This window comes from Erwinia pyri, from assembly GCF_030758455.1.
In the GTDB taxonomy this organism is placed as follows: domain Bacteria; phylum Pseudomonadota; class Gammaproteobacteria; order Enterobacterales; family Enterobacteriaceae; genus Erwinia; species Erwinia pyri.
On record NZ_CP132353.1, the window covers coordinates 4,198,319 to 4,219,998 of the forward strand.

At 54.2% G+C, this 21,680-nt stretch carries 18 protein-coding genes and 1 riboswitch; of the genes, 8 read left to right on the top strand and 10 right to left on the bottom strand.

What is annotated here, in order from left to right:
- Positions 1–774 (bottom strand): NAD(+) diphosphatase, encoded by a 774-nt coding sequence (gene nudC, locus Q3V30_RS19885; protein WP_306208778.1) that lies wholly within the window; start codon positions 772–774, stop codon positions 1–3.
- A gap of 81 nt (positions 775–855) precedes the next feature.
- Between nudC and rsd the strand changes: the two genes are divergently transcribed.
- The 7 genes from rsd to thiH all read left to right on the top strand — a co-directional run bounded on the left by rsd (position 856) and on the right by thiH (position 7,075).
- A complete protein-coding gene (gene rsd, locus Q3V30_RS19890) occupies positions 856–1,362 on the top strand; it encodes a sigma D regulator (RefSeq protein WP_306208780.1) in 507 nt (168 codons plus the stop codon).
- Positions 1,363–1,482: 120 nt separating this feature from the next.
- A riboswitch (TPP riboswitch) is annotated at positions 1,483–1,583 on the top strand.
- Between the two features lie 88 nt (positions 1,584–1,671).
- A complete protein-coding gene (gene thiC / locus Q3V30_RS19895; protein WP_306208781.1) occupies positions 1,672–3,603 on the top strand; it encodes a phosphomethylpyrimidine synthase ThiC in 1,932 nt (643 codons plus the stop codon).
- On the top strand, positions 3,600–4,247 hold the full coding sequence (gene thiE / locus Q3V30_RS19900; RefSeq protein WP_306208783.1) for a thiamine phosphate synthase: 648 nt from the start codon (positions 3,600–3,602) through the stop codon (positions 4,245–4,247). Before thiC ends, thiE begins: the two co-directional genes overlap by 4 nt.
- Positions 4,237–4,998: a HesA/MoeB/ThiF family protein gene (locus Q3V30_RS19905; RefSeq protein ID WP_306213260.1), complete on the top strand. Its 762-nt coding sequence runs from the start codon at positions 4,237–4,239 to the stop codon at positions 4,996–4,998. The genes thiE and Q3V30_RS19905 overlap by 11 nt, the downstream gene beginning before the upstream one ends.
- The gene (thiS, locus tag Q3V30_RS19910) at positions 4,982–5,182 is read left to right on the top strand and encodes a sulfur carrier protein ThiS (RefSeq protein WP_306208785.1); all 201 of its coding nucleotides are present in this window, start codon (positions 4,982–4,984) and stop codon (positions 5,180–5,182) included. The genes Q3V30_RS19905 and thiS overlap by 17 nt, the downstream gene beginning before the upstream one ends.
- Before the next feature lies 1 nt (position 5,183).
- Entirely contained in the window at positions 5,184–5,960 is a 777-nt protein-coding gene (locus Q3V30_RS19915; protein ID WP_306208788.1) for a thiazole synthase, read from the top strand.
- Entirely contained in the window at positions 5,957–7,075 is a 1,119-nt protein-coding gene (gene thiH, locus Q3V30_RS19920; RefSeq protein WP_306208790.1) for a 2-iminoacetate synthase ThiH, read from the top strand. The genes Q3V30_RS19915 and thiH overlap by 4 nt, the downstream gene beginning before the upstream one ends.
- Before the next feature lie 160 nt (positions 7,076–7,235).
- Here thiH and Q3V30_RS19925 read toward each other — a convergent pair whose 3' ends face one another.
- Positions 7,236–8,717 carry an aminotransferase-like domain-containing protein gene (locus Q3V30_RS19925; protein WP_306208792.1) on the bottom strand — a complete coding sequence of 494 codons (1,482 nt, stop codon included), beginning with the start codon at positions 8,715–8,717 and terminating at the stop codon, positions 7,236–7,238.
- A gap of 171 nt (positions 8,718–8,888) precedes the next feature.
- Between Q3V30_RS19925 and Q3V30_RS19930 the strand changes: the two genes are divergently transcribed.
- Positions 8,889–9,080 carry a DUF1127 domain-containing protein gene (locus Q3V30_RS19930; RefSeq protein WP_306208794.1) on the top strand — a complete coding sequence of 64 codons (192 nt, stop codon included), beginning with the start codon at positions 8,889–8,891 and terminating at the stop codon, positions 9,078–9,080.
- A 267-nt stretch (positions 9,081–9,347) separates the two neighbouring features.
- On the opposite strand, the gene uraH is transcribed toward Q3V30_RS19930, so the two are convergent.
- From uraH to nusG, 8 genes are all read right to left on the bottom strand, one after another.
- Complete coding sequence (gene uraH, locus Q3V30_RS19935; RefSeq protein WP_306213261.1) at positions 9,348–9,770, bottom strand: hydroxyisourate hydrolase; 423 nt, start codon at positions 9,768–9,770, stop codon at positions 9,348–9,350.
- Between the two features lie 156 nt (positions 9,771–9,926).
- On the bottom strand, positions 9,927–14,147 hold the full coding sequence (rpoC, locus tag Q3V30_RS19940) for a DNA-directed RNA polymerase subunit beta' (protein ID WP_306208796.1): 4,221 nt from the start codon (positions 14,145–14,147) through the stop codon (positions 9,927–9,929).
- Between the two features lie 77 nt (positions 14,148–14,224).
- A complete protein-coding gene (rpoB, locus tag Q3V30_RS19945) occupies positions 14,225–18,253 on the bottom strand; it encodes a DNA-directed RNA polymerase subunit beta (RefSeq protein ID WP_306208800.1) in 4,029 nt (1,342 codons plus the stop codon).
- 324 nt (positions 18,254–18,577) lie between these two features.
- Positions 18,578–18,943: a 50S ribosomal protein L7/L12 gene (gene rplL / locus Q3V30_RS19950; protein WP_024966036.1), complete on the bottom strand. Its 366-nt coding sequence runs from the start codon at positions 18,941–18,943 to the stop codon at positions 18,578–18,580.
- Between the two features lie 70 nt (positions 18,944–19,013).
- Positions 19,014–19,517, bottom strand: a complete 504-nt coding sequence (rplJ, locus tag Q3V30_RS19955) for a 50S ribosomal protein L10 (protein WP_306208803.1) — start codon at positions 19,515–19,517, stop codon at positions 19,014–19,016.
- 284 nt (positions 19,518–19,801) lie between these two features.
- Positions 19,802–20,506: a 50S ribosomal protein L1 gene (gene rplA, locus Q3V30_RS19960; RefSeq protein WP_306208805.1), complete on the bottom strand. Its 705-nt coding sequence runs from the start codon at positions 20,504–20,506 to the stop codon at positions 19,802–19,804.
- Positions 20,507–20,509: 3 nt separating this feature from the next.
- Complete coding sequence (gene rplK / locus Q3V30_RS19965; RefSeq protein WP_306208807.1) at positions 20,510–20,938, bottom strand: 50S ribosomal protein L11; 429 nt, start codon at positions 20,936–20,938, stop codon at positions 20,510–20,512.
- A gap of 195 nt (positions 20,939–21,133) precedes the next feature.
- Complete coding sequence (nusG, locus tag Q3V30_RS19970) at positions 21,134–21,679, bottom strand: transcription termination/antitermination protein NusG (RefSeq protein ID WP_306208808.1); 546 nt, start codon at positions 21,677–21,679, stop codon at positions 21,134–21,136.
- Between the last annotated feature and the right edge of the window lies 1 nt (position 21,680).

Consider the following 21,680-nt stretch of genomic DNA (forward strand, 5'->3'; position numbering starts at 1 on the left):
TCATTCCGCCTCGGCGCGGCAGAGGGCAACGGTATCCTCAATCAGCCGACGTGCTACCGTTCCGGCTGGCGGCAAGTGCGGCAGGGCATCAAATCGATACCAGCCTGCATCCAGCAGCTCTTTCGGGTCAATCTGGATCTCACCGCTGTCGTAATCGGCCATAAACGCCATCATTAACGACTGCGGGAATGGCCAGGGTTGTGAAGAGATATAGCGCAGATTCTTCACTTTAATGCCGCTCTCTTCCATTACTTCACGCGCGACGGTCTCTTCCAGCGTTTCGCCAACTTCAACAAATCCTGCCAGTACCGTATAGATTCCGTTACGGTGTTTGGTGTGCTGGGCCAGTAAAATTTCTTCGCCCCGGCGGATGGCGACAATGATGCAGGGGGCAATTTGCGGGTAGTAACGCTGGCGGCAATGCTGGCAAAGGCAGGCTCTTTCCGTTTTGCTGTGATGCATCTCATGGCCGCAGTAGCCGCACCATTTGTGGGATCGATAAAACTCCGCCAGCTGGATCCCTTTGCCCGCCAGCTGAAAAAGCCCGACATCCTGATCGAGGATCTGGCGTAACGATCCCATCTCCTGTGGCCGGTTTTCACAGATCAGATAAACAGGATCGCCCTGCCACTCGCCTATCAAAGATCCGGTAGATCCTGCCAGCCCATTCTCTTCTGCGTTGCCATAGGGTAATTGACCTTTGGGCAACCACAGTTTATGTTCATGACTGACAACCCACCAGCCAACGTCTACGCTTGAAATCTCACGTTGCATAAATTTGCTCATCCTCAACATGCAGAATTTTGAATTACTGGATTGGGGCTAGACAGAAATATTACATACCTGGAGTCACACATGCTTAACCAGTTAGAAGTCCTTACCGCGCGCGTTGGCGGATGCAGCGACCTGGTAGACTTCTGTCTGCGCTCCCGCAGGCAGTTGCTGATTGCCTATTATCATCTGGTTGGCATCAAGCCTAACAAGGAATCGCTGACTACGCTCGACGAAAACGCACTGGACAATTTCTGTCAGGGCCTGGTCGATTATCTCTCTACCGGTCATTTCACCGTTTACGAACGCTTTATTGAAGAGATGGAAGGCAGCGAGCAGCTGGCTAAAGCGGCCATTATCTATCCTTCGCTGCAGGCCAATACTGAAATCATTATGCGCATTTACGATACGCATCTGGAAGGCGCTATCGACCATGATAACTACCTGGAATTCCAGAACGCCCTCTCTGAAGTAGGGGAAGCGCTGGAAGCCCGCTTTACGCTGGAAGATAAATTCATCCAGCTGGCGCTGGAGAAAAGCGCGGATAAAGCAGTCGCCGCTAACGACAGCGCGCTGGCCCGCCCGGCGTAAAAGTTATCACTTTGTAAAAACCTTGTAGTTTTAAAAAAGCCCCTTTATGCTGAAGGGGCACTACAGGTGAGGTTACTTTTTCACCACCTACGTTTTGTCGGACGCTTGAGTCGGGCAAAATTCTTCTTGTCGGAGTGCCCTTAGGGGCTGAGACCGTTTATTCGGGATCCGCGGAACCTGATCAGGTTAGTACCTGCGAAGGGAACAAGAGTAAACATTCAGTGACGGTGTGGATCCGTACGTTTTCACACCCTGCGCTTACTCCTCCGAACTCCAGGCAAGCACATTCCCTTTTTTCAGGAACGCGCTATGTCTACCAGTAAAAAACCGTCCCGCCGCGAACAGCGTGCAGAAGCACAACAATTTATCGACTCCCTTCAGGGCACAGCTTTCCCTAACTCCAGACGTATCTGGCTAAGTGGATCCCGTGAGGATATTCGCGTACCGATGCGCGAGATCCAGCTCAGCCCGACCCAAACCGGCGGCAGCAAAGAGAAGCCGCTATTCGAAGCCAACGAGCCGGTGCCGGTCTATGACACCGCAGGCCCCTACGGCGATCCTGAAGCGAAAATTGATGTGCACCGTGGGCTGGCTCGTTTGCGCCAGGCGTGGATTAGCGAACGCGGTGATACGCAGCCCATAGAGCAGCTCAGCTCAGTTTATACTCAGCAGCGGCTGGCGGATGAAGGGTTGGATCATCTCCGCTTTGAACATCTTCCTCGCCCTCGCAAGGCGCTGGCTGGCCGCTGCGTCACCCAGCTTCATTACGCTCGTCTGGGTATTGTCACCCCGGAGATGGAGTTTATCGCCCTGCGTGAAAACATGGGGCGTGAACGCATCCGTGGCGAGGTGCTGCTGCAACAGCATCCCGGCAACAGCTTTGGCGCCAGCCTGCCTGAGAATATCACCCCGGAGTTTGTTCGCCAGGAAGTGGCCGCCGGGCGCGCCATCATTCCCGCCAATATCAATCACCCGGAATCTGAGCCGATGATCATTGGCCGTAATTTTCTGGTGAAAATCAACGCCAACATCGGTAATTCCGCCGTCAGCTCCTCTATTGAAGAGGAGGTGGAGAAGCTGGTGTGGTCAGCACGCTGGGGTGCCGATACGGTGATGGATCTCTCCACGGGCCGGAATATTCATGAAACTCGCGAATGGATATTGCGTAACAGTCCGGTCCCCATTGGCACCGTGCCGATTTACCAGGCGCTGGAAAAGGTGAATGGCGTGGCGGAAAGTCTCACCTGGGAAATCTTCCGCGACACCCTGCTGGAGCAGGCTGAACAGGGTGTGGACTACTTCACCATCCACGCCGGCGTCCTGCTGCGCTACGTGCCGATGACCGCAAAGCGACTGACCGGGATCGTTTCACGCGGCGGCTCGATCATGGCGAAATGGTGCCTTTCGCATCACAAAGAGAGTTTCCTCTATGAGCATTTCCGCGAAATCTGCGAACTGTGCGCGGCCTATGACGTTTCGCTGTCGCTGGGCGATGGCCTGCGTCCCGGCTCTCTGCAGGACGCCAACGATGAGGCGCAATTTGCTGAGCTGCATACGCTGGGCGAACTGACCAAAATCGCCTGGGAGTATGACGTGCAGGTGATGATTGAAGGCCCCGGCCACGTGCCGATGCAGATGATCCGCCGCAATATGACAGAACAGCTGGAGCACTGCCATGAGGCGCCCTTCTACACCCTTGGCCCGCTGACGACAGATATCGCGCCGGGGTACGATCATTTTACCTCCGGCATTGGTGCCGCCATGATTGGCTGGTTTGGCTGCGCCATGCTTTGCTACGTCACGCCAAAAGAGCATCTGGGACTGCCCAACAAGGAAGATGTTAAGCAGGGGCTGATTACCTACAAGATTGCTGCACATGCCGCAGACCTGGCAAAAGGTCATCCTGGCGCACAGATCCGCGATAACGCCATGTCGAAAGCCCGTTTCGAATTCCGCTGGGAAGATCAGTTCAACCTGGCGCTCGATCCCCATACGGCGCGAGCCTACCACGATGAGACGCTGCCGCAGGAGTCGGGCAAGGTGGCCCATTTTTGCTCAATGTGCGGGCCTAAATTCTGTTCGATGAAGATTACCCAGGAGGTGCGCGACTATGCCGCCCGCCTGGAGGCGGAAGCGCAGCCAATTGAAGTCGGGATGGCCGAAATGTCCGAAGCGTTCCGCACGCGCGGCGGCGAACTCTATCATCCTGCCGACGCGCTGATTCGGGAGGAAAAAGCATGAGCCGCGGCCCTTTTCCCGCAACTGCCGCGCGGCTTGGTCTCTATCCGGTAGTGGAGAGTGTGGCATGGCTTGAACGCCTGCTGGATGCTGGCGTGCGTACGCTGCAACTTCGTATTAAAGATCTTCCGGAAGCGGCGGTAGAGCAGGATATCGCCCACGCGGTCGCGCTGGGCAAACGTTATCAGGCCCGCCTGTTTATCAATGATTACTGGCGTTCAGCCATTAAATATCAGGCCTATGGCGTGCATCTGGGTCAGGAGGATCTGGATGTGGCGGATCTGGATGTCCTGCATCGCGCGGGCTTACGTCTCGGCCTCTCCACACATGACGACGCGGAGCTGGATCGCGCTCTGGCAGAGCAACCTTCCTATATCGCACTGGGGCATCTGTTCCCGACGCAGACCAAAGTCATGCCCTCATCGCCACAGGGACTCAGTGAACTGCAACGCCATCTCTCCCGCCTGAAGGGCATCTCCACCGTAGCGATTGGTGGGATCACTCTGGAGCGTGCGCCGCAGGTGCTGGCCACCGGCGTGGGCAGCATCGCCGTGGTCAGCGCTATCACCCAGGCCGCTGACTGGCGGGCAGCCACAGCCGACTTGTTGGCGCTGGCCGGGACAGGAGATGACGCTGATGCTAAATGACAGCGATTTTCTCCGTTACAGCCGCCAGCTGCTGCTGGAGGAGTTTGGTCCTGATGCCCAGCAAAAGCTGCAGGATGCCAGCGTCCTGATTGTCGGCCTTGGCGGGTTAGGCTCCCCGGCGGCACTCTATCTGGCAGCTGCGGGCGTCGGGAGGCTGGTGCTGGCCGATGATGACACTGTGCATATCAGTAATCTTCAGCGACAGATCCTGTTTCGTACCGCTGAAACCGGGCAGTCAAAAGTCGCGCTGGCGAAAAAGCATCTGCAGTCACTCAACCCGCAGGTGGAGTTTATTGCGCTGGAGCGCCGGATGACCACAGCCACGCTGCAGGAGAGCGTGGAGTGGGTCGATCTGGTGCTGGACTGTAGCGACAACATGGAAACCCGCCATGCGGTCAATGCCGCCTGCGTAAAGAGCGCCACGCCGTTGATCAGCGCCAGCGCCGTGGGGTTCGGCGGCCAGCTGCTGGTTCTTACGCCGCCGTTTGCGCAGGGCTGCTACCGCTGCCTGTGGCCTGATGAAGCAGAGCCGCAGCGCAATTGCCGCAATGCCGGCGTGCTGGGGCCGGTGGTGGGGGTAATGGGTACGTTACAGGCATTAGAAGCCCTGAAAATGTTAGCGGGTCACCCTTCCCCTCTGGACGGTAAGCTGCGGCTTTTTGACGGGCGGCAGCAGACCTGGCGGACGTTAAACCTGGAGCGCAGCACGAGCTGCCCGGTGTGTGGAGAGCACGATGCAGATCGTTGTTAATGATGATGCGCTGACGCTTGAAGGAGCGGTGACGCTGGCTGAGCTGCTGGAGCAGCTTTCCCGTCGCCAGCCCGGCACTGCGCTGGCCGTAAATCAACAGATTATTCCGCGCGATCGCTGGGCGGAATATCTTTTACAGGAGGGCGATGAGCTGGTGATTTTCCAGGCCATCGCCGGAGGCTGATATGCTGCAAATTGCTGATAAAACATTTTCATCCCGCCTGTTTGCAGGCACGGGAAAATTCTCCAGCCCCACGCTGATGCTGGAAGCTTTAAGGGAGTCTGGTAGCCAGTTGGTGACGATGGCGATGAAACGCGTGGATTTACGGGGCGGCGATGACGCTATTCTTCGTCCGTTACAGGCGCTGGGTGTAGCACTGCTGCCGAACACCTCCGGCGCTAAAACGGCCGAAGAGGCGATTTTTGCCGCCCGCCTCGCTCGTGAGGCGCTGGGAACCCGCTGGCTGAAACTGGAGATCCATCCTGACGTACGTTATCTGCTGCCCGATCCTATCGAGACGCTGAAAGCAGCTGAAATTCTGGTCAGAGAGGGATTTACCGTGCTGCCCTACTGCCATGCCGATCCTGTTTTATGTAAACGTCTGGAGGAAGCGGGTTGCGCGGCCGTGATGCCGCTGGGTGCGCCTATTGGCAGTAATCAGGGGCTGAAAACCCGCGATCTGCTGGAAATTATCATTGAGCAGGCGAACGTCCCGGTGATTGTTGATGCCGGTATCGGCGCGCCAAGCCATGCCAGTGAAGCGCTGGAAATGGGCGCGGACGCGGTGCTGGTCAATACCGCTATCGCCTCCGCTCGGGATCCGGTGCAGATGGCCAGAGCCTTCAGGCTGGCTGTAGAAGCTGGCGCGCTGGCCTACCGAAGCGGCCCTGGTTCGCGCTTGCAACAGGCCGTGCCCACCAGCCCACTGACCCGGTTTTTGCAGGCCGGAGGTGAAGGATGAAAAGTTTCGTCTCTCAGTGGGAAAAGCTGGAATGGGATGACATTCGCCTGCGCATTCACAGTAAAACCGCGGCCGATGTTGAAGCTGCGCTGAATGCAGCCAAAGTGGGGCGCGAAGAGCTGATGGCGCTGCTCTCGCCCGCCGCGATCCACTATCTTGAACCGCTGGCGCAAAAAGCGCAGCGGCTGACGCGGCAGCGGTTCGGTCATGCCGTGAACCTGTTTGTGCCGCTCTACCTCTCTAACCTCTGCGCGAACGAGTGTACCTACTGCGGCTTTTCCATGAGTAACCGCATCAAGCGTAAGACGCTGGATGCCGCAGAGATTGCGCGTGAATGCGAAGCGATCCGTGCGCTGGGTTTTGACAACCTGCTGCTGGTGACCGGCGAACATCAGGCGAAAGTGGGCATGCCCTATTTTCGTGAGCATCTCCCCTCGATCCGTCAGCATTTCAGCTCTCTGATGATGGAAGTGCAGCCGATGAGCGAAGCGGAGTATGCCGAGCTGAGAACGCTGGGGCTTGATGGCGTGCTGGTTTATCAGGAGACCTATCATTCAGCGGTCTACAGCCAGCACCATCTGAAGGGAAACAAACAGGACTTTTTCTTCCGGCTGGAAACGCCTGACAGGCTGGGGCGGGCGGGCGTCGATAAAATTGGTTTAGGTGCGCTGATTGGTCTTTCCGACAGCTGGCGTACCGACTGCTATATGATGGCGGAGCACCTGCTGTGGCTGCAAAAAAGCTGGTGGCAGAGCCGCTACTCCGTGGCATTTCCCCGGCTGCGCCCCTGTGCGGGCGGCATCCAGCCCGCTTCGGTGATGGACGAAGCGCAGCTGGTACAGGTTATCTGCGCCTTCAGGTTATTTGCGCCTGAGGTGGAGCAGTCTCTTTCAACCAGAGAGTCACCACAGTTCCGCGATAAGGTGGTGCCGCTGGCGATCAATACCCTCAGCGCCTTCTCGAAAACGCAGCCCGGCGGCTATGCGGAGACGCAGAGAGAGCTTGAGCAATTTTCCCCGCATGATAATCGTCATCCTCAGCAGGTTGCCGAAGCGTTAATCCAGGCGGGAATGCAGCCGGTATGGAAAGACTGGGATCGCTATCTGGGACGGTAAGAAATAAAAGCCGGCGAGACGCCGCAGGCTTTTGCGCTTATAAGAGCCTGACGTTGAACTCTCCGGCGCCCTCTCGCAAAGAGTTACGCCGGGAGCGATCCTGCATTTTTAGCAGAGGCAGAGTGCTGCTGTTGAGCTGGCAGAGGCTCATCAGGGTGGGTCAGTTTTCCTCCCCCATACTGATCCTGCCCTCCTGCGCCTTTAAAGAGAGGGGCGTGGCGATACCGCATTGCTCCATCGCTCTTTCCACCGCAGCTCCCAGTATCTCAAGTGCCCTGCCCGTTTTTTCCGTGAAGGGCTGGGCATAGCTCAGTCGCAAACAGTTGCGATATTTGCCTGAAGCGGAAAACAGCGAGCCGACCGCTACCTGTAATTTTGCTTCCCGTAGCTCTTTATTGAGCCGGACGGCATCGAACGCTTCAGGCAGTTCGATCCACATCAGAAAGCCACCTTGTGGCCGCGTAACGCAGATCCCACAGGGAAAATAGTGCCGTACCCAGTGGGTAAAAATCTCCAGATTACGCTGGTAATGTTGCCGCATCCGCCGCAGGTGCGCCGGATAATGTCCCAGCCGCACGAATTCTGCGGCAGCCATCTGCGTCTGGGTGGCGGTAGAACCGGTGACGATATATTTCATATGCAGTACGCGGTCCAGATAGCGTCCCGGCACCACCCATCCCACCCGCAGCCCTGGCGCCACAGTTTTGGAAAATGAGCTGCAGAGCAGCACACGCCCTTCATCATCAAAGGACTTGATCGTTGAGGGCCTGGGATATTCATACGCCAGTTCGCCATAGACATCGTCTTCGACAATGGCGACGTCAAACCGTTGCGCCAGCGCCAGCAGCGCACGTTTGCGGGCTTCCGGCATAATGAATCCCAGCGGATTGTTGCAGTTCGGCACCACCACTACCGCTTTTATCGGCCACTGCTCCAGGGCCAGTTCTAACGCCTCCAGGCTGATGCCGGTTTCTGAATCGGTGGGGATCTCAATCGCCTTAATACCAAAACCGCGCAGCGACTGCATGGTGCCGTGAAAGGTGGGTGATTCAACGGCCACAATATCGCCCGGCTGGCATACCGCCCGAATAGAGACAGAGAGAGCCTCATGGCAGCCGGTGGTGATGACAATGTCTTCGGGTACCAGATGGCATCCGCCATCTACCGCCAGCCGGGCAATTTGTTCGCGCAGTTCAGGCACGCCATAGATATTGTCATAGTTCAGCATCCGCACATCCTGCTGATGGCCGATTCGGCTCATGATCTTCCAGAGCGGTTTAAGCGTTGGCTGATTGAGATCGGGCATGCCGCTGCCGAGCTGCAGCACATCTTTCTCCTGCCGGGCATTCAGCAGCTCAAGCACCGCGTCCCACTGCGTGATTTCCACAGGGCGCTGCGCAGGACGGGTAAGCGGCGGGACGGGCGGCTCCGCTTTATGGGGCGTGACAAAATAGCCGGAACGGGGCTGCGGCGTGATCAGCCGTCGCTCTTCCAGCAGGTGATAAGCCTGCTGGACGGTACTGATGCTGACGCCATGCTCACTACTGAGCGTCCTGACTGAGGGCAGACGCTCACCACTCAGATAGAGCCCTTGCTCAATCCGCTGCGCCAGTAGCTCCGCCAGATGTTGATACCTTGTCATTGTATGCTCCCCACCAGCCATTTATCCCCGAAACCAGTACAGATTTCATCGAACTTCACCATTCAGAACCACTATCCACCAATCTGTATGTTAAAGAAAGGTGATTTTTGAATCTGTATTGATCCGCCCGTTCCGCGCAGACTAACGCTATACCCCGCTGAGGAGAAGAGCATGGAATTTAACGAAAACCGGGCTGCGCGGCCTTTTGCAGCATCACCGTTTCATCTGATCTACAAATTGCCTTATCGTTTGTGGAAAGCCTGGTACGCCAGAAAGCATACGAAGAGGATCCTGAGCAGATTAAGCCCGGCTCAGCTCAAGGATATTGGTCTGACGCGACAGGATGTGGAGCGTTATAAATAAATGCCGTAGATGAGCTTAAGCTCAGCCTGCGCCGGGAAGAATGACTGGCTTCTTTGAATCAGGGCTTTTGTACGACGGGATAACTCGCTGCGGTGAACGGAGCCTTATGCCCGGCGAGATAACTCATTGCGCTGAACGAAGACGGTATTGAGTATTTATGATGCTGACGGGATTAAATGAAGTCAGGATGGCGTTGTGCATTGCTCAGCACCATCCTGCTTAACTGATCCGATCTTCATCCAGAGATGAACAAAGGGGGAGAATCGATTAATTTCCGCGATAGGTTGAGTAACCATACTGACTCAGCAACAGCGGAATATGGTAATGCTCGCCACTCTTCTCTACATGGAAAATAACCGGAATTTCCGGGAAGAAGGTCGGCTGATGCGTACTCTTGTAGTAGTCACCCGTTTTGAAGACCACTTTATAATCCCCCGCCGCCATCGACTTATTTGCCGGATAAAGCGCCGCGATACGGCCATTGCTGTCGGTCTTGCCTTCTGCCAGCTTGACCCAGCCCGCATCAGAACGTTGTTCCAGCTCTACGCTGACTCCCGCAGTGGGCACGCCCGTTTGCAGATTAAGCACGTGGACGCTGATGGGATTTTTCGGCGCAGTAGTCTCAGCCGCACAGGCTGAAAGAGAGGCTGTCATCAGGGTGGCGGCGACCAGAGTCTTAACAGATTTCATTTTCATTGTTTTCTCTTAAAGGTTAATTGCTAGCAAAATATAATAATATGATTAGCAATTAGCGAATAAGCGCCAACAAATGTGAAATTTCCCAGAACGACAGGCATAAAAAAACCGCTCCGGAGAGCGGTTTTTACGTCAGGAGGTCAGCGACGATTAATCGTCGTTGCCGCCCAGACCAGCGTTCAGCAGTTCTGCCAGGCTGGCAGAAGCTTCATCCGCAGTCACCTGAGGAACAACCGGCGTTTCGCCAGCTGCTTTACGGCGCATACGATCCTGATGATAAGCGTAACCGGTACCGGCTGGGATCAGACGGCCAACGATAACGTTCTCTTTCAGGCCGCGCAGTTCGTCGCGTTTGCCCGCAACGGCTGCTTCGGTCAGTACGCGCGTCGTTTCCTGGAACGATGCGGCAGAGATGAAGGATTCGGTCGCCAGTGATGCTTTGGTGATACCCAGCAGATCGCGCATATAGGTTGCTGCGATTTTGCCGTTGGCTTCCAGTTCACGGTTAGAAATTTTAACGCGTGACACTTCAACCTGCTCGCCGTCCAGGAAGTCAGTGCTTCCTGCGCTGGCGATGGTTGCTTTACGCAGCATCTGACGAACGATGACTTCGATGTGCTTATCGTTAATCTTAACGCCCTGCAGGCGGTAAACTTCCTGCACTTCGTTAGTGATGTAACGGGTCACCGCATGCACGCCACGCAGACGCAGAATGTCATGTGGAGACTCTGGGCCATCGGAAACCACGTCACCACGCTCAACACGCTCACCTTCGAACACGTTCAGCTGACGCCATTTCGGAATCATCTCTTCGTAATGATCGCTGCCATCAATCGGGGTGATAACCAGACGACGCTTCCCTTTGGTCTCTTTACCGAAGGAAATAATGCCGCTGATTTCAGCCAGGATTGCCGGCTCTTTCGGACGACGCGCTTCGAACAGGTCAGCAACGCGTGGCAGACCACCGGTGATGTCCTTGGTACCGCCAGATTCCTGCGGAACACGAGCCAGGGTATCACCCGAGCTGATCTTGATACCGTCCTCCAGCTGCACAATCGCTTTACCTGGCAGGAAGTACTGAGCAGGCATATCGGAGCCTGGGATCATTACGTCATTGCCGTTGGCATCAACAATTTTCAGCGCTGGACGCAGATCTTTACCACCGGCAGTACGTTCAGCACTGTCCAGGATCACCAGAGAGGAGAGACCGGTCAGGTCATCCGTCTGGCGGGTAATGGTCTGGCCGTCAATCATGTCAGTGAAGCGAATGAAACCGCTCACTTCGGTGATAACCGGCATGGTATGCGGATCCCAGTTTGCTACGGTCTCGCCCGCTGCAACCTGCTCGCCGTCGCCTTTCGCCATGGTAGAACCGTAAGGAACTTTATAGCTCTCTTTGGTCCGGCCAAATTCGTCGATCATTTTCAGCTCGGTGTTACGTGAAGTAACAACCAGCTTGCCAGCGGAGTTGGTTACCGACTTAGCATTGATCAGCTTCAGCGTACCCTTGTTCTTCACCTGGATGCTGGATTCAGCAGCCGCACGAGATGCCGCACCACCGATGTGGAACGTACGCATCGTCAGCTGTGTACCCGGCTCACCGATGGACTGTGCTGCGATAACGCCGATGGCCTCACCTTTGTTGATGATGTGACCACGTGCCAGATCGCGTCCATAACAGTGGGCGCACACGCCGAAGTCAGTTTCGCAACTTACTACGGAGCGAACTTTCAGGCTGTCAACAGAGTGCTCTTCCAACAGGTCACACTGCTGTTCGTGCAGCAGGGTGTTGCGTGGCAGCAGAATGTCGGCAGTACCCGGCTTCAGCACGTCTTCTGCGGTCACACGACCCAGAACACGTTCGCGCAGTGGCTCTTTAACATCGCCACCCTCGATAACCGGAGTCATCATGATACCTTCATGGGTACCACAATCATCTTCGGTCACCACCAGATCCTGTGCCACGTCAACCAGACGACGGGTCAGGTAACCGGAGTTCGCGGTTTTCAGTGCGGTATCCGCAAGACCTTTACGAGCACCGTGCGTGGAGATGAAGTACTGGAGTACGTTCAGACCTTCACGGAAGTTCGCGGTAATTGGCGTCTCGATGATTGAGCCATCTGGCTTAGCCATCAGACCACGCATACCGGCCAGCTGACGGATCTGGGCAGCAGAACCACGCGCACCGGAGTCAGCCATCATAAAGATGCTGTTGAAGGAAACCTGACGCTCTTCCACGCCATCGCGGTTGATCACGACTTCGGTAGAGAGGTTTTCCATCATCGCTTTAGCAACGCGTTCGTTGGCCGCAGCCCAGATATCGATCACTTTGTTATAACGTTCGCCAGCGGTAACCAGACCAGACTGGAACTGCTCCTGAATCTCAGCCACTTCCGCTTCCGCTTCGGTGATGATTTCCACTTTCTTGGCCGGGATAACCATGTCGTCGATACCTACAGACGCACCAGAGCGCGCAGCGTAGGCGAAACCGGTGTACATGGTCTGGTCAGCAAAGATAACGGTCGGCTTCAGGCCCAGGATGCGGTAACAGGTGTTCAGCATCTTGGAGATAGCTTTCTTGCCCAGCGCCTGGTTCACGATTGAGTACGGCAGACCTTTAGGCACGATCATCCAGAGGATGGCACGGCCAACGGTGGTATCGATGATGCTGGTTTTAGCAACCCACTCATCCTGCTCGTTCTTTTCGTGCTCGGTGATACGCACTTTCACGCGAGCGTGCAGAGAGGCCAGACCGGCGCGATAAATACGCTCCGCTTCTTTAGGGCCAGTCAGCACCATGCCTTCGCCTTTGGCGTTAACACAGTCGCGGGTCATGTAGTAGAGACCCAGTACAACGTCCTGAGAAGGAACGATGATTGGCTCACCGTTCGCTGGCGACAGGATGTTGTTGGTGGACATCATCAGCGCACGCGCTTCCAGCTGGGCTTCCAGCGTCAGCGGTACGTGAACAGCCATCTGGTCACCATCGAAGTCGGCGTTATAAGCCGCACAAACCAGCGGGTGCAGCTGGATAGCTTTACCTTCGATCAGCACTGGCTCAAAGGCCTGGATACCCAGACGGTGCAGCGTTGGCGCACGGTTCAGCAGTACCGGGTGTTCGCGGATCACTTCGTCCAGGATATCCCAAACGACAGCTTCTTCACGCTCAACCATTTTCTTGGCGGCTTTAATGGTGGTAGCAAGACCACGCAGTTCCAGCTTGCCGTAGATGAACGGTTTGAACAGCTCCAGCGCCATTTTCTTCGGCAGACCACACTGGTGCAGACGCAGGTATGGACCCACGGTGATAACGGAACGACCAGAGTAGTCGACACGTTTACCCAGCAAGTTCTGACGGAAACGACCCTGCTTACCTTTGATCATATCGGCCAAAGATTTCAGAGGACGCTTGTTAGAACCGGTGATCGCACGACCGCGACGGCCGTTATCCAGCAGCGCATCGACCGCTTCCTGCAGCATACGTTTTTCGTTACGTACGATGATATCTGGCGCAGCCAGATCCAGCAGGCGCTTCAGACGGTTGTTACGGTTGATCACGCGACGATAGAGATCGTTCAGATCGCTTGTTGCGAAACGACCGCCGTCCAGCGGTACCAGCGGACGCAGATCCGGTGGCAGCACAGGCAGCACGGTAAGGATCATCCACTCTGGCTTGTTACCAGACTGAACGAACGCTTCCAGCAGCTTGATACGCTTGGTCAGCTTTTTGCGTTTGGTTTCGGAGTTGGTTTCGGTCAGCTCTTCACGCAGCTGCTCGCACTCCTGCTCCAGATCCATGTTTTTCAACAGGGCCTGGATCGCTTCCGCACCCATTTTCGCGTCAAACTCATCGCCAAACTCTTCCAGCGCATCCAGATACTGCTCTTCAGTCAGGATCTGACGACGCTCAAGGTTGGTCATGCCGCCTTCGACAACCACATAAGATTCGAAGTAGAGCACGCGTTCAATGTCACGCAATGGCATATCCAGCAGCAAACCGATGCGCGAAGGCAGCGATTTCAGGAACCAGATGTGCGCAGTAGGTGAAGCCAGCTCGATGTGACCCATACGCTCACGGCGTACTTTGGTCTGTGTAACTTCAACGCCACACTTCTCACAGATAACACCGCGGTGCTTCAGGCGCTTGTACTTACCGCACAGGCACTCATAGTCTTTTACTGGCCCGAAAATACGCGCGCAGAAAAGCCCGTCACGTTCTGGTTTGAACGTACGGTAGTTAATGGTTTCCGGCTTTTTAACTTCACCAAAAGACCAGGAACGGATCATGTCTGGCGAGGCCAGAGCAATTTTGATCGCATCAAACTCTTCGGTCTTAGTTTGCGCTTTCAGAAACTTAAGTAAGTCTTTCACGGATTAGCTCCCGTCGGAGTGAGACTTCTCAGCACGCCCGGGGCCGGGCGTGCTGTAACCAGTACAAATTCGAGTGCTTACTCGTCTTCAAGCTCGATGTTAATACCCAGCGAGCGGATCTCTTTCAACAGTACGTTGAAGGATTCCGGCATGCCCGGTTCCATCTGATGGTTGCCGTCAACGATGTTTTTATACATCTTGGTACGGCCGTTCACATCATCAGACTTCACGGTCAGCATTTCCTGCAGGGTATAAGCGGCGCCGTATGCTTCCAGTGCCCACACTTCCATCTCACCGAAGCGCTGTCCACCGAACTGCGCCTTACCACCCAGCGGCTGCTGAGTAACGAGGCTGTAAGAGCCGGTAGAACGCGCATGCATCTTGTCATCCACTAAGTGGTTGAGTTTCAGCATGTACATATAGCCAACGGTAACCTGACGTTCGAACTGCTCGCCGGTACGACCATCAAACAGCGTGATCTGACCGGAAGAAGGCAGGCCGCCGAGCTGCAGCAGCTCTTTGATTTCGCTCTCTTTCGCGCCGTCAAACACCGGTGTGGCGATTGGCATCCCTTTCTTCAGGTTTTCAGCCAGACGCAGCACTTCGTCGTCGGTGAAGGTGTTCAGGTCGACTTTCTGACGCACATCGGTGCCCAGATCGTACGCGCGCTGAATAAACTCACGCAGTTTAGACACTTCTTCCTGCTTTTTAAGCATAGCGTTGATCTTATCGCCAATGCCTTTTGCAGCCATACCCAGGTGGGTTTCAAGAATCTGTCCAATGTTCATACGTGAAGGTACGCCCAGCGGGTTCAGTACGATATCGACCGGCGTACCGTTCTCATCGTATGGCATATCTTCGATCGGGTTGATCTTGGAGATAACACCTTTGTTCCCGTGACGACCTGCCATTTTGTCACCAGGCTGGATCTGACGCTTAACGGCCAGATACACTTTCACGATTTTCAGCACGCCAGGTGCCAGGTCATCGCCCTGAGTGATTTTACGGCGCTTCGCTTCGAGTTTTTTCTCAAACTCGCGCTTCATCTCGTCGTACTGCTCTGCCAGCTGCTCCAGCTGGTTTTGCTTCTCTTCGTCGGTCAGGCCGAGTTCCAGCCAGCGCTCGCGTGGCAGCTTGTCCAGTTTTTCCGCTTCAACGCCGCCTGCAACCAGCAGGTAGTTGATACGGCTGAACAGACCAGCTTCGAGGATCTGCAGTTCTTCAGACAGGTCTTTCTTCGCCTGCTTCAGCTGCATCTCTTCGATTTCCAGCGCGCGCTTGTCTTTTTCCACGCCATCGCGGGTAAAGACCTGCACGTCGATAACGGTACCAGAAACGCCATTTGGTACGCGCAGAGAAGAGTCCTTAACGTCAGACGCTTTCTCACCGAAGATTGCACGCAGCAGCTTCTCTTCTGGCGTCAGCTGGGTTTCACCTTTCGGCGTTACCTTACCAACCAGAATGTCGCCACCGGTCACTTCAGCACCGATATAGACGATACCGGACTCATCCAGTTTAGAGAGCGCAGCTTCACCCACGTTAGGGATGTCAGCGGTGATCTCTTCTGGCCCCAGCTTGGTGTCACGAGAGACGCACGCCAGTTCCTGAATGTGGATAGTGGTGAAGCGATCTTCCTGTACCACGCGCTCGGAGACCAAAATGGAGTCTTCGAAGTTGTAGCCGTTCCACGGCATGAACGCGACGCGCATGTTCTGACCCAGTGCCAGTTCGCCGAGATCCGTTGAAGGACCATCAGCCAGCACGTCACCACGTTCAATTGGCTCACCCAGGTTCACGCAAGGCATCTGGTTGATGCAAGTGTTCTGGTTAGAACGGGTATATTTGGTCAGGTTGTAAATGTCGATACCCGCTTCGCCCGGATACATTTCGTCTTCGTTAACTTTGATAACGATACGGGATGCATCAACGTACTGAACGGTACCACCACGTTTCGCTACGGCTGTAACACCGGAGTCAACCGCTACCGCGCGTTCCATACCGGTACCAACCAGCGGCTTATCAGCGCGCAGAGTTGGAACCGCCTGACGTTGCATGTTTGCACCCATCAATGCGCGGTTGGCGTCATCGTGCTCCAGGAACGGGATCAGTGACGCACCGACGGAAACCACCTGCTGGGTGGAAACGTCCATGTAGTCAACCTGATCGCGGCTGAAGAGGCTCGATTCGCCTTTGCTACGGCAGGTCACCAGATCGTCTACGAAGTGACCTTCGTCGTCGAGGTTAGTGTTCGCCTGAGCGATAACGTAGTTACCCTCTTCAATAGCAGAGAGGTAATGAATTTCATCGGTCACCACGCCTTCGCGAACGCGACGGTATGGGGTTTCCAGGAAACCGTACTCGTTGGTCTGTGCGTACACAGACAGGGAGTTGATCAGACCGATGTTTGGACCTTCAGGCGTTTCGATTGGACATACGCGACCGTAGTGCGTCGGGTGTACGTCTCGAACTTCAAAGCCTGCACGCTCACGCGTCAGACCGCCCGGGCCCAGTGCAGAGATACGACGCTTGTGCGTAATCTCAGACAGCGGGTTGTTCTGGTCCATAAACTGAGAGAGCTGGCTGGAACCAAAGAACTCTTTCACTGCGGCAGAAATCGGCTTGGCGTTGATCATATCCTGAGGCATCAGGGTATCCAGATCGCCCAGAGAGAGACGCTCTTTCACCGCACGCTCAACACGGACCAGACCTACGCGGAACTGGTTTTCCGCCATTTCGCCAACGGAACGAATACGACGGTTGCCGAGGTGGTCGATATCATCCACTTCACCAATACCGTTACGGATACCAATAAGCTTACGCATCACTTCAATGATGTCGTCTTTGCTCAGGATACCTGAACCTTCGATCTCGTCACGCAGCAGAGAACGGTTGAACTTCATACGGCCAACCGCAGAGAGATCGTAGCGGTCTTCAGAGAAGAACAGGTTCTCGAACAGGTTTTCAGCCGCTTCACGCGTTGGTGGCTCACCAGGACGCATCATGCGATAGATCTCAACCAGCGCGCTCAGGCGATCGCTGGTTGGATCGACGCGTACGGTTTCAGAGATATAGGCACCGTGATCCAGATCGTTGGTGAACAGGGTTTCAATGCGCTTGTGACCCGCCTGGCTCAGTTTAGCCAGCAGATCCAGCGACAGCTCCATGTTCGCGGCAACAATCAGTTCACCGGTGCTCTCGTCAATGTAGTCTTTACCTACTACCTTGCCGGCGATGTATTCAACAGGAACTTCGATGTGCTCAACGCCATCTTTTTCCAGCTGACGAATATGACGTGCAGTAATACGACGGCCTTTCTCAACGTAAACAGTTCCGTTGGATTCGATATCGAAAGAGGCAGTCTCACCGCGCAGGCGCTCAGGAACAAGTTCCATCTGCAGCTTGTTGTCGCGGATTTCGTACACGATTTTTTCAAAGAACAGGTCAAGGATCTGCTCAGTGGTGTAGTTCAGTGCACGCAGAATGATGGTCGCAGGCAATTTACGGCGACGGTCAATACGAACGAACAGGTTGTCTTTCGGATCGAACTCAAAGTCCAACCATGAACCACGGTAAGGAATAATACGTGCGTTATAAAGCACTTTACCCGATGAGTGGGTTTTACCCTTATCGCTGTCGAAGAAGACACCAGGACTACGATGCAGCTGAGAAACGATAACCCTTTCTGTACCGTTGATCACAAAGGTACCGTTATCGGTCATGAGTGGAATTTCACCCATGTAAACTTCTTGCTCTTTGATGTCCTTAACGGTGCCTTCCGGCGCTTCGCGCTCGTAGATCACCAGACGCAGTTTAACGCGCAGGGGTGCAGAGAACGTGACGCCACGAATCTGACACTCTTTCACATCAAAGACAGGTTCGCCTAAACGGTAGCTGACGTACTGCAGCTCAGAGTTACCGCTATAGCTTTGGATCGGGAATACGGAACGGAAAGCAGCTTCCAGACCATATTGACCTTCCGGATCTTGCTCGATGAACTTCTGGAACGAGTCAAGCTGGATAGAAAGGAGATAAGGAATGTCCAGAACTTGTGGACGTTTTCCAAAATCCTTACGGATGCGTTTTTTCTCGGTATAGGAGTAAACCATAGGGTTCCTCAGCTCGCTGAAAAGTAGAACCTCTCTGTCCGTCCAGGGGGGACAGTTCATGCAACACTATTATGAGACGCGGAAAGAAGACTCCCCTTCCGTAATACCTCTTTCTATCACTCTTAAATCATTTCGTTGCTGGGGCAATAACGCATAAAGCGCCAGGAGAGCAATATATTAAGTCGTCGATAGAGAAAGATATTAAGCAAATCAATGACTAAATAGTGTGAAACGTCATTGACGCTATAGAGCGCAAAAAGGCTGGTGACCGAAAAGTCACCAGCCATCAGCCTGATAATTTAGGCTGCAACCTGAAAGGTTGGCTTATTTAACTTCAACTTCTGCGCCAGCTTCTTCCAGTGCTTTCTTCAGTGCTTCTGCGTCGTCTTTGCTGATGCCTTCTTTCAGGGCAGCAGGTGCAGACTCAACCAGGTCTTTAGCTTCTTTCAGGCCCAGACCAGTTGCGCCACGTACTGCTTTGATCACGGCAACTTTGTTAGCGCCGATAGCTTTCAGTACAACGTCAAACTCGGTTTTTTCTTCTACAGCTTCAGCAGCAGCAGCAGGACCTGCAACAGCAGCAGCAGCTGAAACGCCGAATTTTTCTTCCATAGCGGAGATCAGTTCAACGATTTCCATTACAGACAGGGCGGCAACGCCTTCGATGATTTGTTCTTTAGTGATAGACATTTTAAAATGTTCCTGAATTCAGTGTAGATAAAGGTTACGTAAGCAAGAGTCGGAAAAGAAAGGCTTAAGCTTAAGCAGCTTCAGTTTCTTTCTGATCGCGGACTGCAGCCAGAGTGCGAACCAGTTTGCCGGCAGCGGCTTCTTTCATGGTTGCCATCAGGCGTGCGATTGCTTCATCGTAAGTAGGCAGAGTTGCCAGGCGGTCGATCTGAGCCGCACTGATTAACTCGCCTTCAAAGGCCGCAGCTTTGACCTCAAATTTTGCATTCGCTTTCGCGAACTCTTTGAACAGACGAGCAGCAGCGCCCGGGTGTTCCATAGAGTATGCAATCAAGGTCGGACCGACGAACGTGTCTTTCAGGACCTCAAACTGAGTTCCCTCAACGACGCGGCGCAGCAAGGTGTTACGAACAACACGCATGTAAACGCCAGCTTCACGACCTGCTTTACGCAGTTCAGTCATTTTGCCTACTGGTACGCCACGAGAATCCGCAACTACCGCAGACAGCGCGCCTTTGGCTACTTCGCTGACTTCAGCAACAATCGCTTGTTTGTCTTGAAGATTTAAGGCCATTAGCTTGTGCTCCTGGATTTTGCCGGAGATGAATTTCTCCGGAACTCACTTCACCTGGCCGAAACCAGGCGCTTAAACACGGTGAGCAGAATCCAGCAAAGACTATAAAAATATTCTTCAGGTTCTGTCACCGTCTACGCAGGAGATTAAGCCTCTTACGAGACACCTGCGGTCTTGGACGGAGGCCTGGATAAGGCCAGGCTCCAACCGAAAATTCTGGTTCCGCGATTAACGGAACAACGGGCGTAAGATTCTAATGGAAACTTTCGCCCGCGTAAAGCAGATTAGTTTGCTACAGCGTTCAGGCCAGCCTGATCAACCGCAACACCTGCACCCATAGTGGTGGACAGGCTAACTTTCTTGATGAAAACGCCTTTCGCCTGAGAAGGTTTTGCTTTTTTCAGCGCAACCAGCAGGGATTCCAGGTTTTCTTTCAGCTTATCTGCATCGAAATCAACCTTACCGATAGTGGTATGGATGATGCCGTTTTTGTCGTTACGGTAACGAACCTGACCTGCTTTAGCGTTCTTAACGGCTTCAGCAACGTTAGGGGTTACGGTACCCACTTTCGGGTTAGGCATCAGACCGCGTGGGCCCAGTACCTGGCCCAGCTGGCCAACAACGCGCATTGCATCTGGAGATGCGATAACCACGTCGAAATTCATTTCGCCTTTTTTGATCTGGTCAGCCAGATCTTCCATACCTACCAGCTCAGCGCCTGCAGCTTTAGCAGCTTCAGCGTTTGCGCCTTGGGCAAATACGGCAACGCGAACGGAACGGCCAGTACCGTGTGGCAGTACAGTTGCACCGCGAACGTTCTGGTCAGATTTACGAGCATCAATGCCCAGGTTTACAGCTACGTCAACGCTTTCAACGAACTTGGCAGTAGCCAGTTCTTTCAGCAGAGCGACAGCTTCGTTGATGTCATACTGTTTAGTTGCATCAACTTTGTCACGGATCACGCGCATGCGCTTGGTCAGCTTAGCCATTTCTTAGTCCTCTACTACCAGGCCCATGGAACGAGCAGTACCTTCAATTGAGCGAGCCATCGCTTCAATATCAGCACCAGTCATATCAGAAGCTTTGGTTTCTGCGATTTCACGTACCTGAGCACGCGTTACTTTACCTACTTTGTCTTTGTTCGGCTTGCCGGAACCAGACTTGATACCAGCCGCTTTCTTCAGCAGGATTGGTGCTGGAGGCGTTTTGGTAATGAAGGTGAAAGAACGGTCAGAATAAACGGTAATCACTACTGGAGTAGGCAGGCCTTTTTCCAGGGATTCTGTTTTGGCGTTAAACGCTTTACAGAATTCCATGATGTTAACACCCTGCTGACCCAGAGCCGGGCCTACTGGCGGACTTGGGTTTGCCATACCGGCTGCAACCTGCAGCTTGACGTAGGCTTGTACTTTCTTAGCCATGATAATTCCTCTATTGGGTTCAGACGCTCCGTAAAGAGCTCCCCGTAATTAATATTCACACGCTGTAGCCAGCGCATAAAAACAAAAGGCGCGAAATTGTAGGGCAATTTCGCGCCTCTCGCAACTGATATTCAGCTACAAAGCTCAACTTTTGATCGGGTCACTGCCTGAACATTGACTCGATGTGCCTTGTTATCAGCCTTTTTCAACCTGTCCAAAGTCCAGCTCAACCGGCGTAGCACGCCCAAAGATTGAAACGGAGACTTTCAGGCGGCTTTTTTCGTAATCCACTTCTTCAACAACACCATTGAAGTCTGCGAAAGGACCGTCACTGACACGGACCATTTCACCAGGCTCAAACATGGTTTTAGGACGTGGCTTATCACCCACCTGCTGCAGGCGGTTCATGATCGCGTCGACTTCTTTATCGCTGATAGGTGCCGGACGATCGGAGGTGCCGCCAATGAATCCCATGACACGCGGCACGCTGCGCACTAAGTGCCAGCTTGCATCGTTCATAACCATCTGGACAAGGACATAGCCTGGGAAGAACTTGCGCTCGCTTTTACGACGCTGGCCACCACGGATCTCCACCACTTCTTCGGTTGGAACCATGACTTCGCCAAACAGCTCTTCCATGTTATGTAATTTGATATGCTCACGCAGCGATTGTGCTACGCGGCCTTCGAAACCGGAAAACGCCTGAACGACGTACCAGCGCTTTTTTGGAGCTTCAGACATC

Excerpts from the sequence above, each read along its gene's own strand:
- nudC (WP_306208778.1), bottom strand. The coding sequence starts at position 774 with ATGCAACGTGAGATTTCAAGCGTAGACGTTGGCTGGTGGGTTGTCAGT.
- rsd (WP_306208780.1), top strand. The coding sequence starts at position 856 with ATGCTTAACCAGTTAGAAGTCCTTACCGCGCGCGTTGGCGGATGCAGC.
- thiC (WP_306208781.1), top strand. The coding sequence starts at position 1,672 with ATGTCTACCAGTAAAAAACCGTCCCGCCGCGAACAGCGTGCAGAAGCA.
- thiE (WP_306208783.1), top strand. The coding sequence starts at position 3,600 with ATGAGCCGCGGCCCTTTTCCCGCAACTGCCGCGCGGCTTGGTCTCTAT.
- Q3V30_RS19905 (WP_306213260.1), top strand. The coding sequence starts at position 4,237 with ATGCTAAATGACAGCGATTTTCTCCGTTACAGCCGCCAGCTGCTGCTG.
- thiS (WP_306208785.1), top strand. The coding sequence starts at position 4,982 with ATGCAGATCGTTGTTAATGATGATGCGCTGACGCTTGAAGGAGCGGTG.
- Q3V30_RS19915 (WP_306208788.1), top strand. The coding sequence starts at position 5,184 with ATGCTGCAAATTGCTGATAAAACATTTTCATCCCGCCTGTTTGCAGGC.
- thiH (WP_306208790.1), top strand. The coding sequence starts at position 5,957 with ATGAAAAGTTTCGTCTCTCAGTGGGAAAAGCTGGAATGGGATGACATT.
- Q3V30_RS19925 (WP_306208792.1), bottom strand. The coding sequence starts at position 8,717 with ATGACAAGGTATCAACATCTGGCGGAGCTACTGGCGCAGCGGATTGAG.
- Q3V30_RS19930 (WP_306208794.1), top strand. The coding sequence starts at position 8,889 with ATGGAATTTAACGAAAACCGGGCTGCGCGGCCTTTTGCAGCATCACCG.
- uraH (WP_306213261.1), bottom strand. The coding sequence starts at position 9,770 with ATGAAATCTGTTAAGACTCTGGTCGCCGCCACCCTGATGACAGCCTCT.
- rpoB (WP_306208800.1), bottom strand. The coding sequence starts at position 18,253 with ATGGTTTACTCCTATACCGAGAAAAAACGCATCCGTAAGGATTTTGGA.
- rplL (WP_024966036.1), bottom strand. The coding sequence starts at position 18,943 with ATGTCTATCACTAAAGAACAAATCATCGAAGGCGTTGCCGCCCTGTCT.
- rplJ (WP_306208803.1), bottom strand. The coding sequence starts at position 19,517 with ATGGCCTTAAATCTTCAAGACAAACAAGCGATTGTTGCTGAAGTCAGC.
- rplA (WP_306208805.1), bottom strand. The coding sequence starts at position 20,506 with ATGGCTAAGCTGACCAAGCGCATGCGCGTGATCCGTGACAAAGTTGAT.
- rplK (WP_306208807.1), bottom strand. The coding sequence starts at position 20,938 with ATGGCTAAGAAAGTACAAGCCTACGTCAAGCTGCAGGTTGCAGCCGGT.
- nusG (WP_306208808.1), bottom strand. The coding sequence starts at position 21,679 with ATGTCTGAAGCTCCAAAAAAGCGCTGGTACGTCGTTCAGGCGTTTTCC.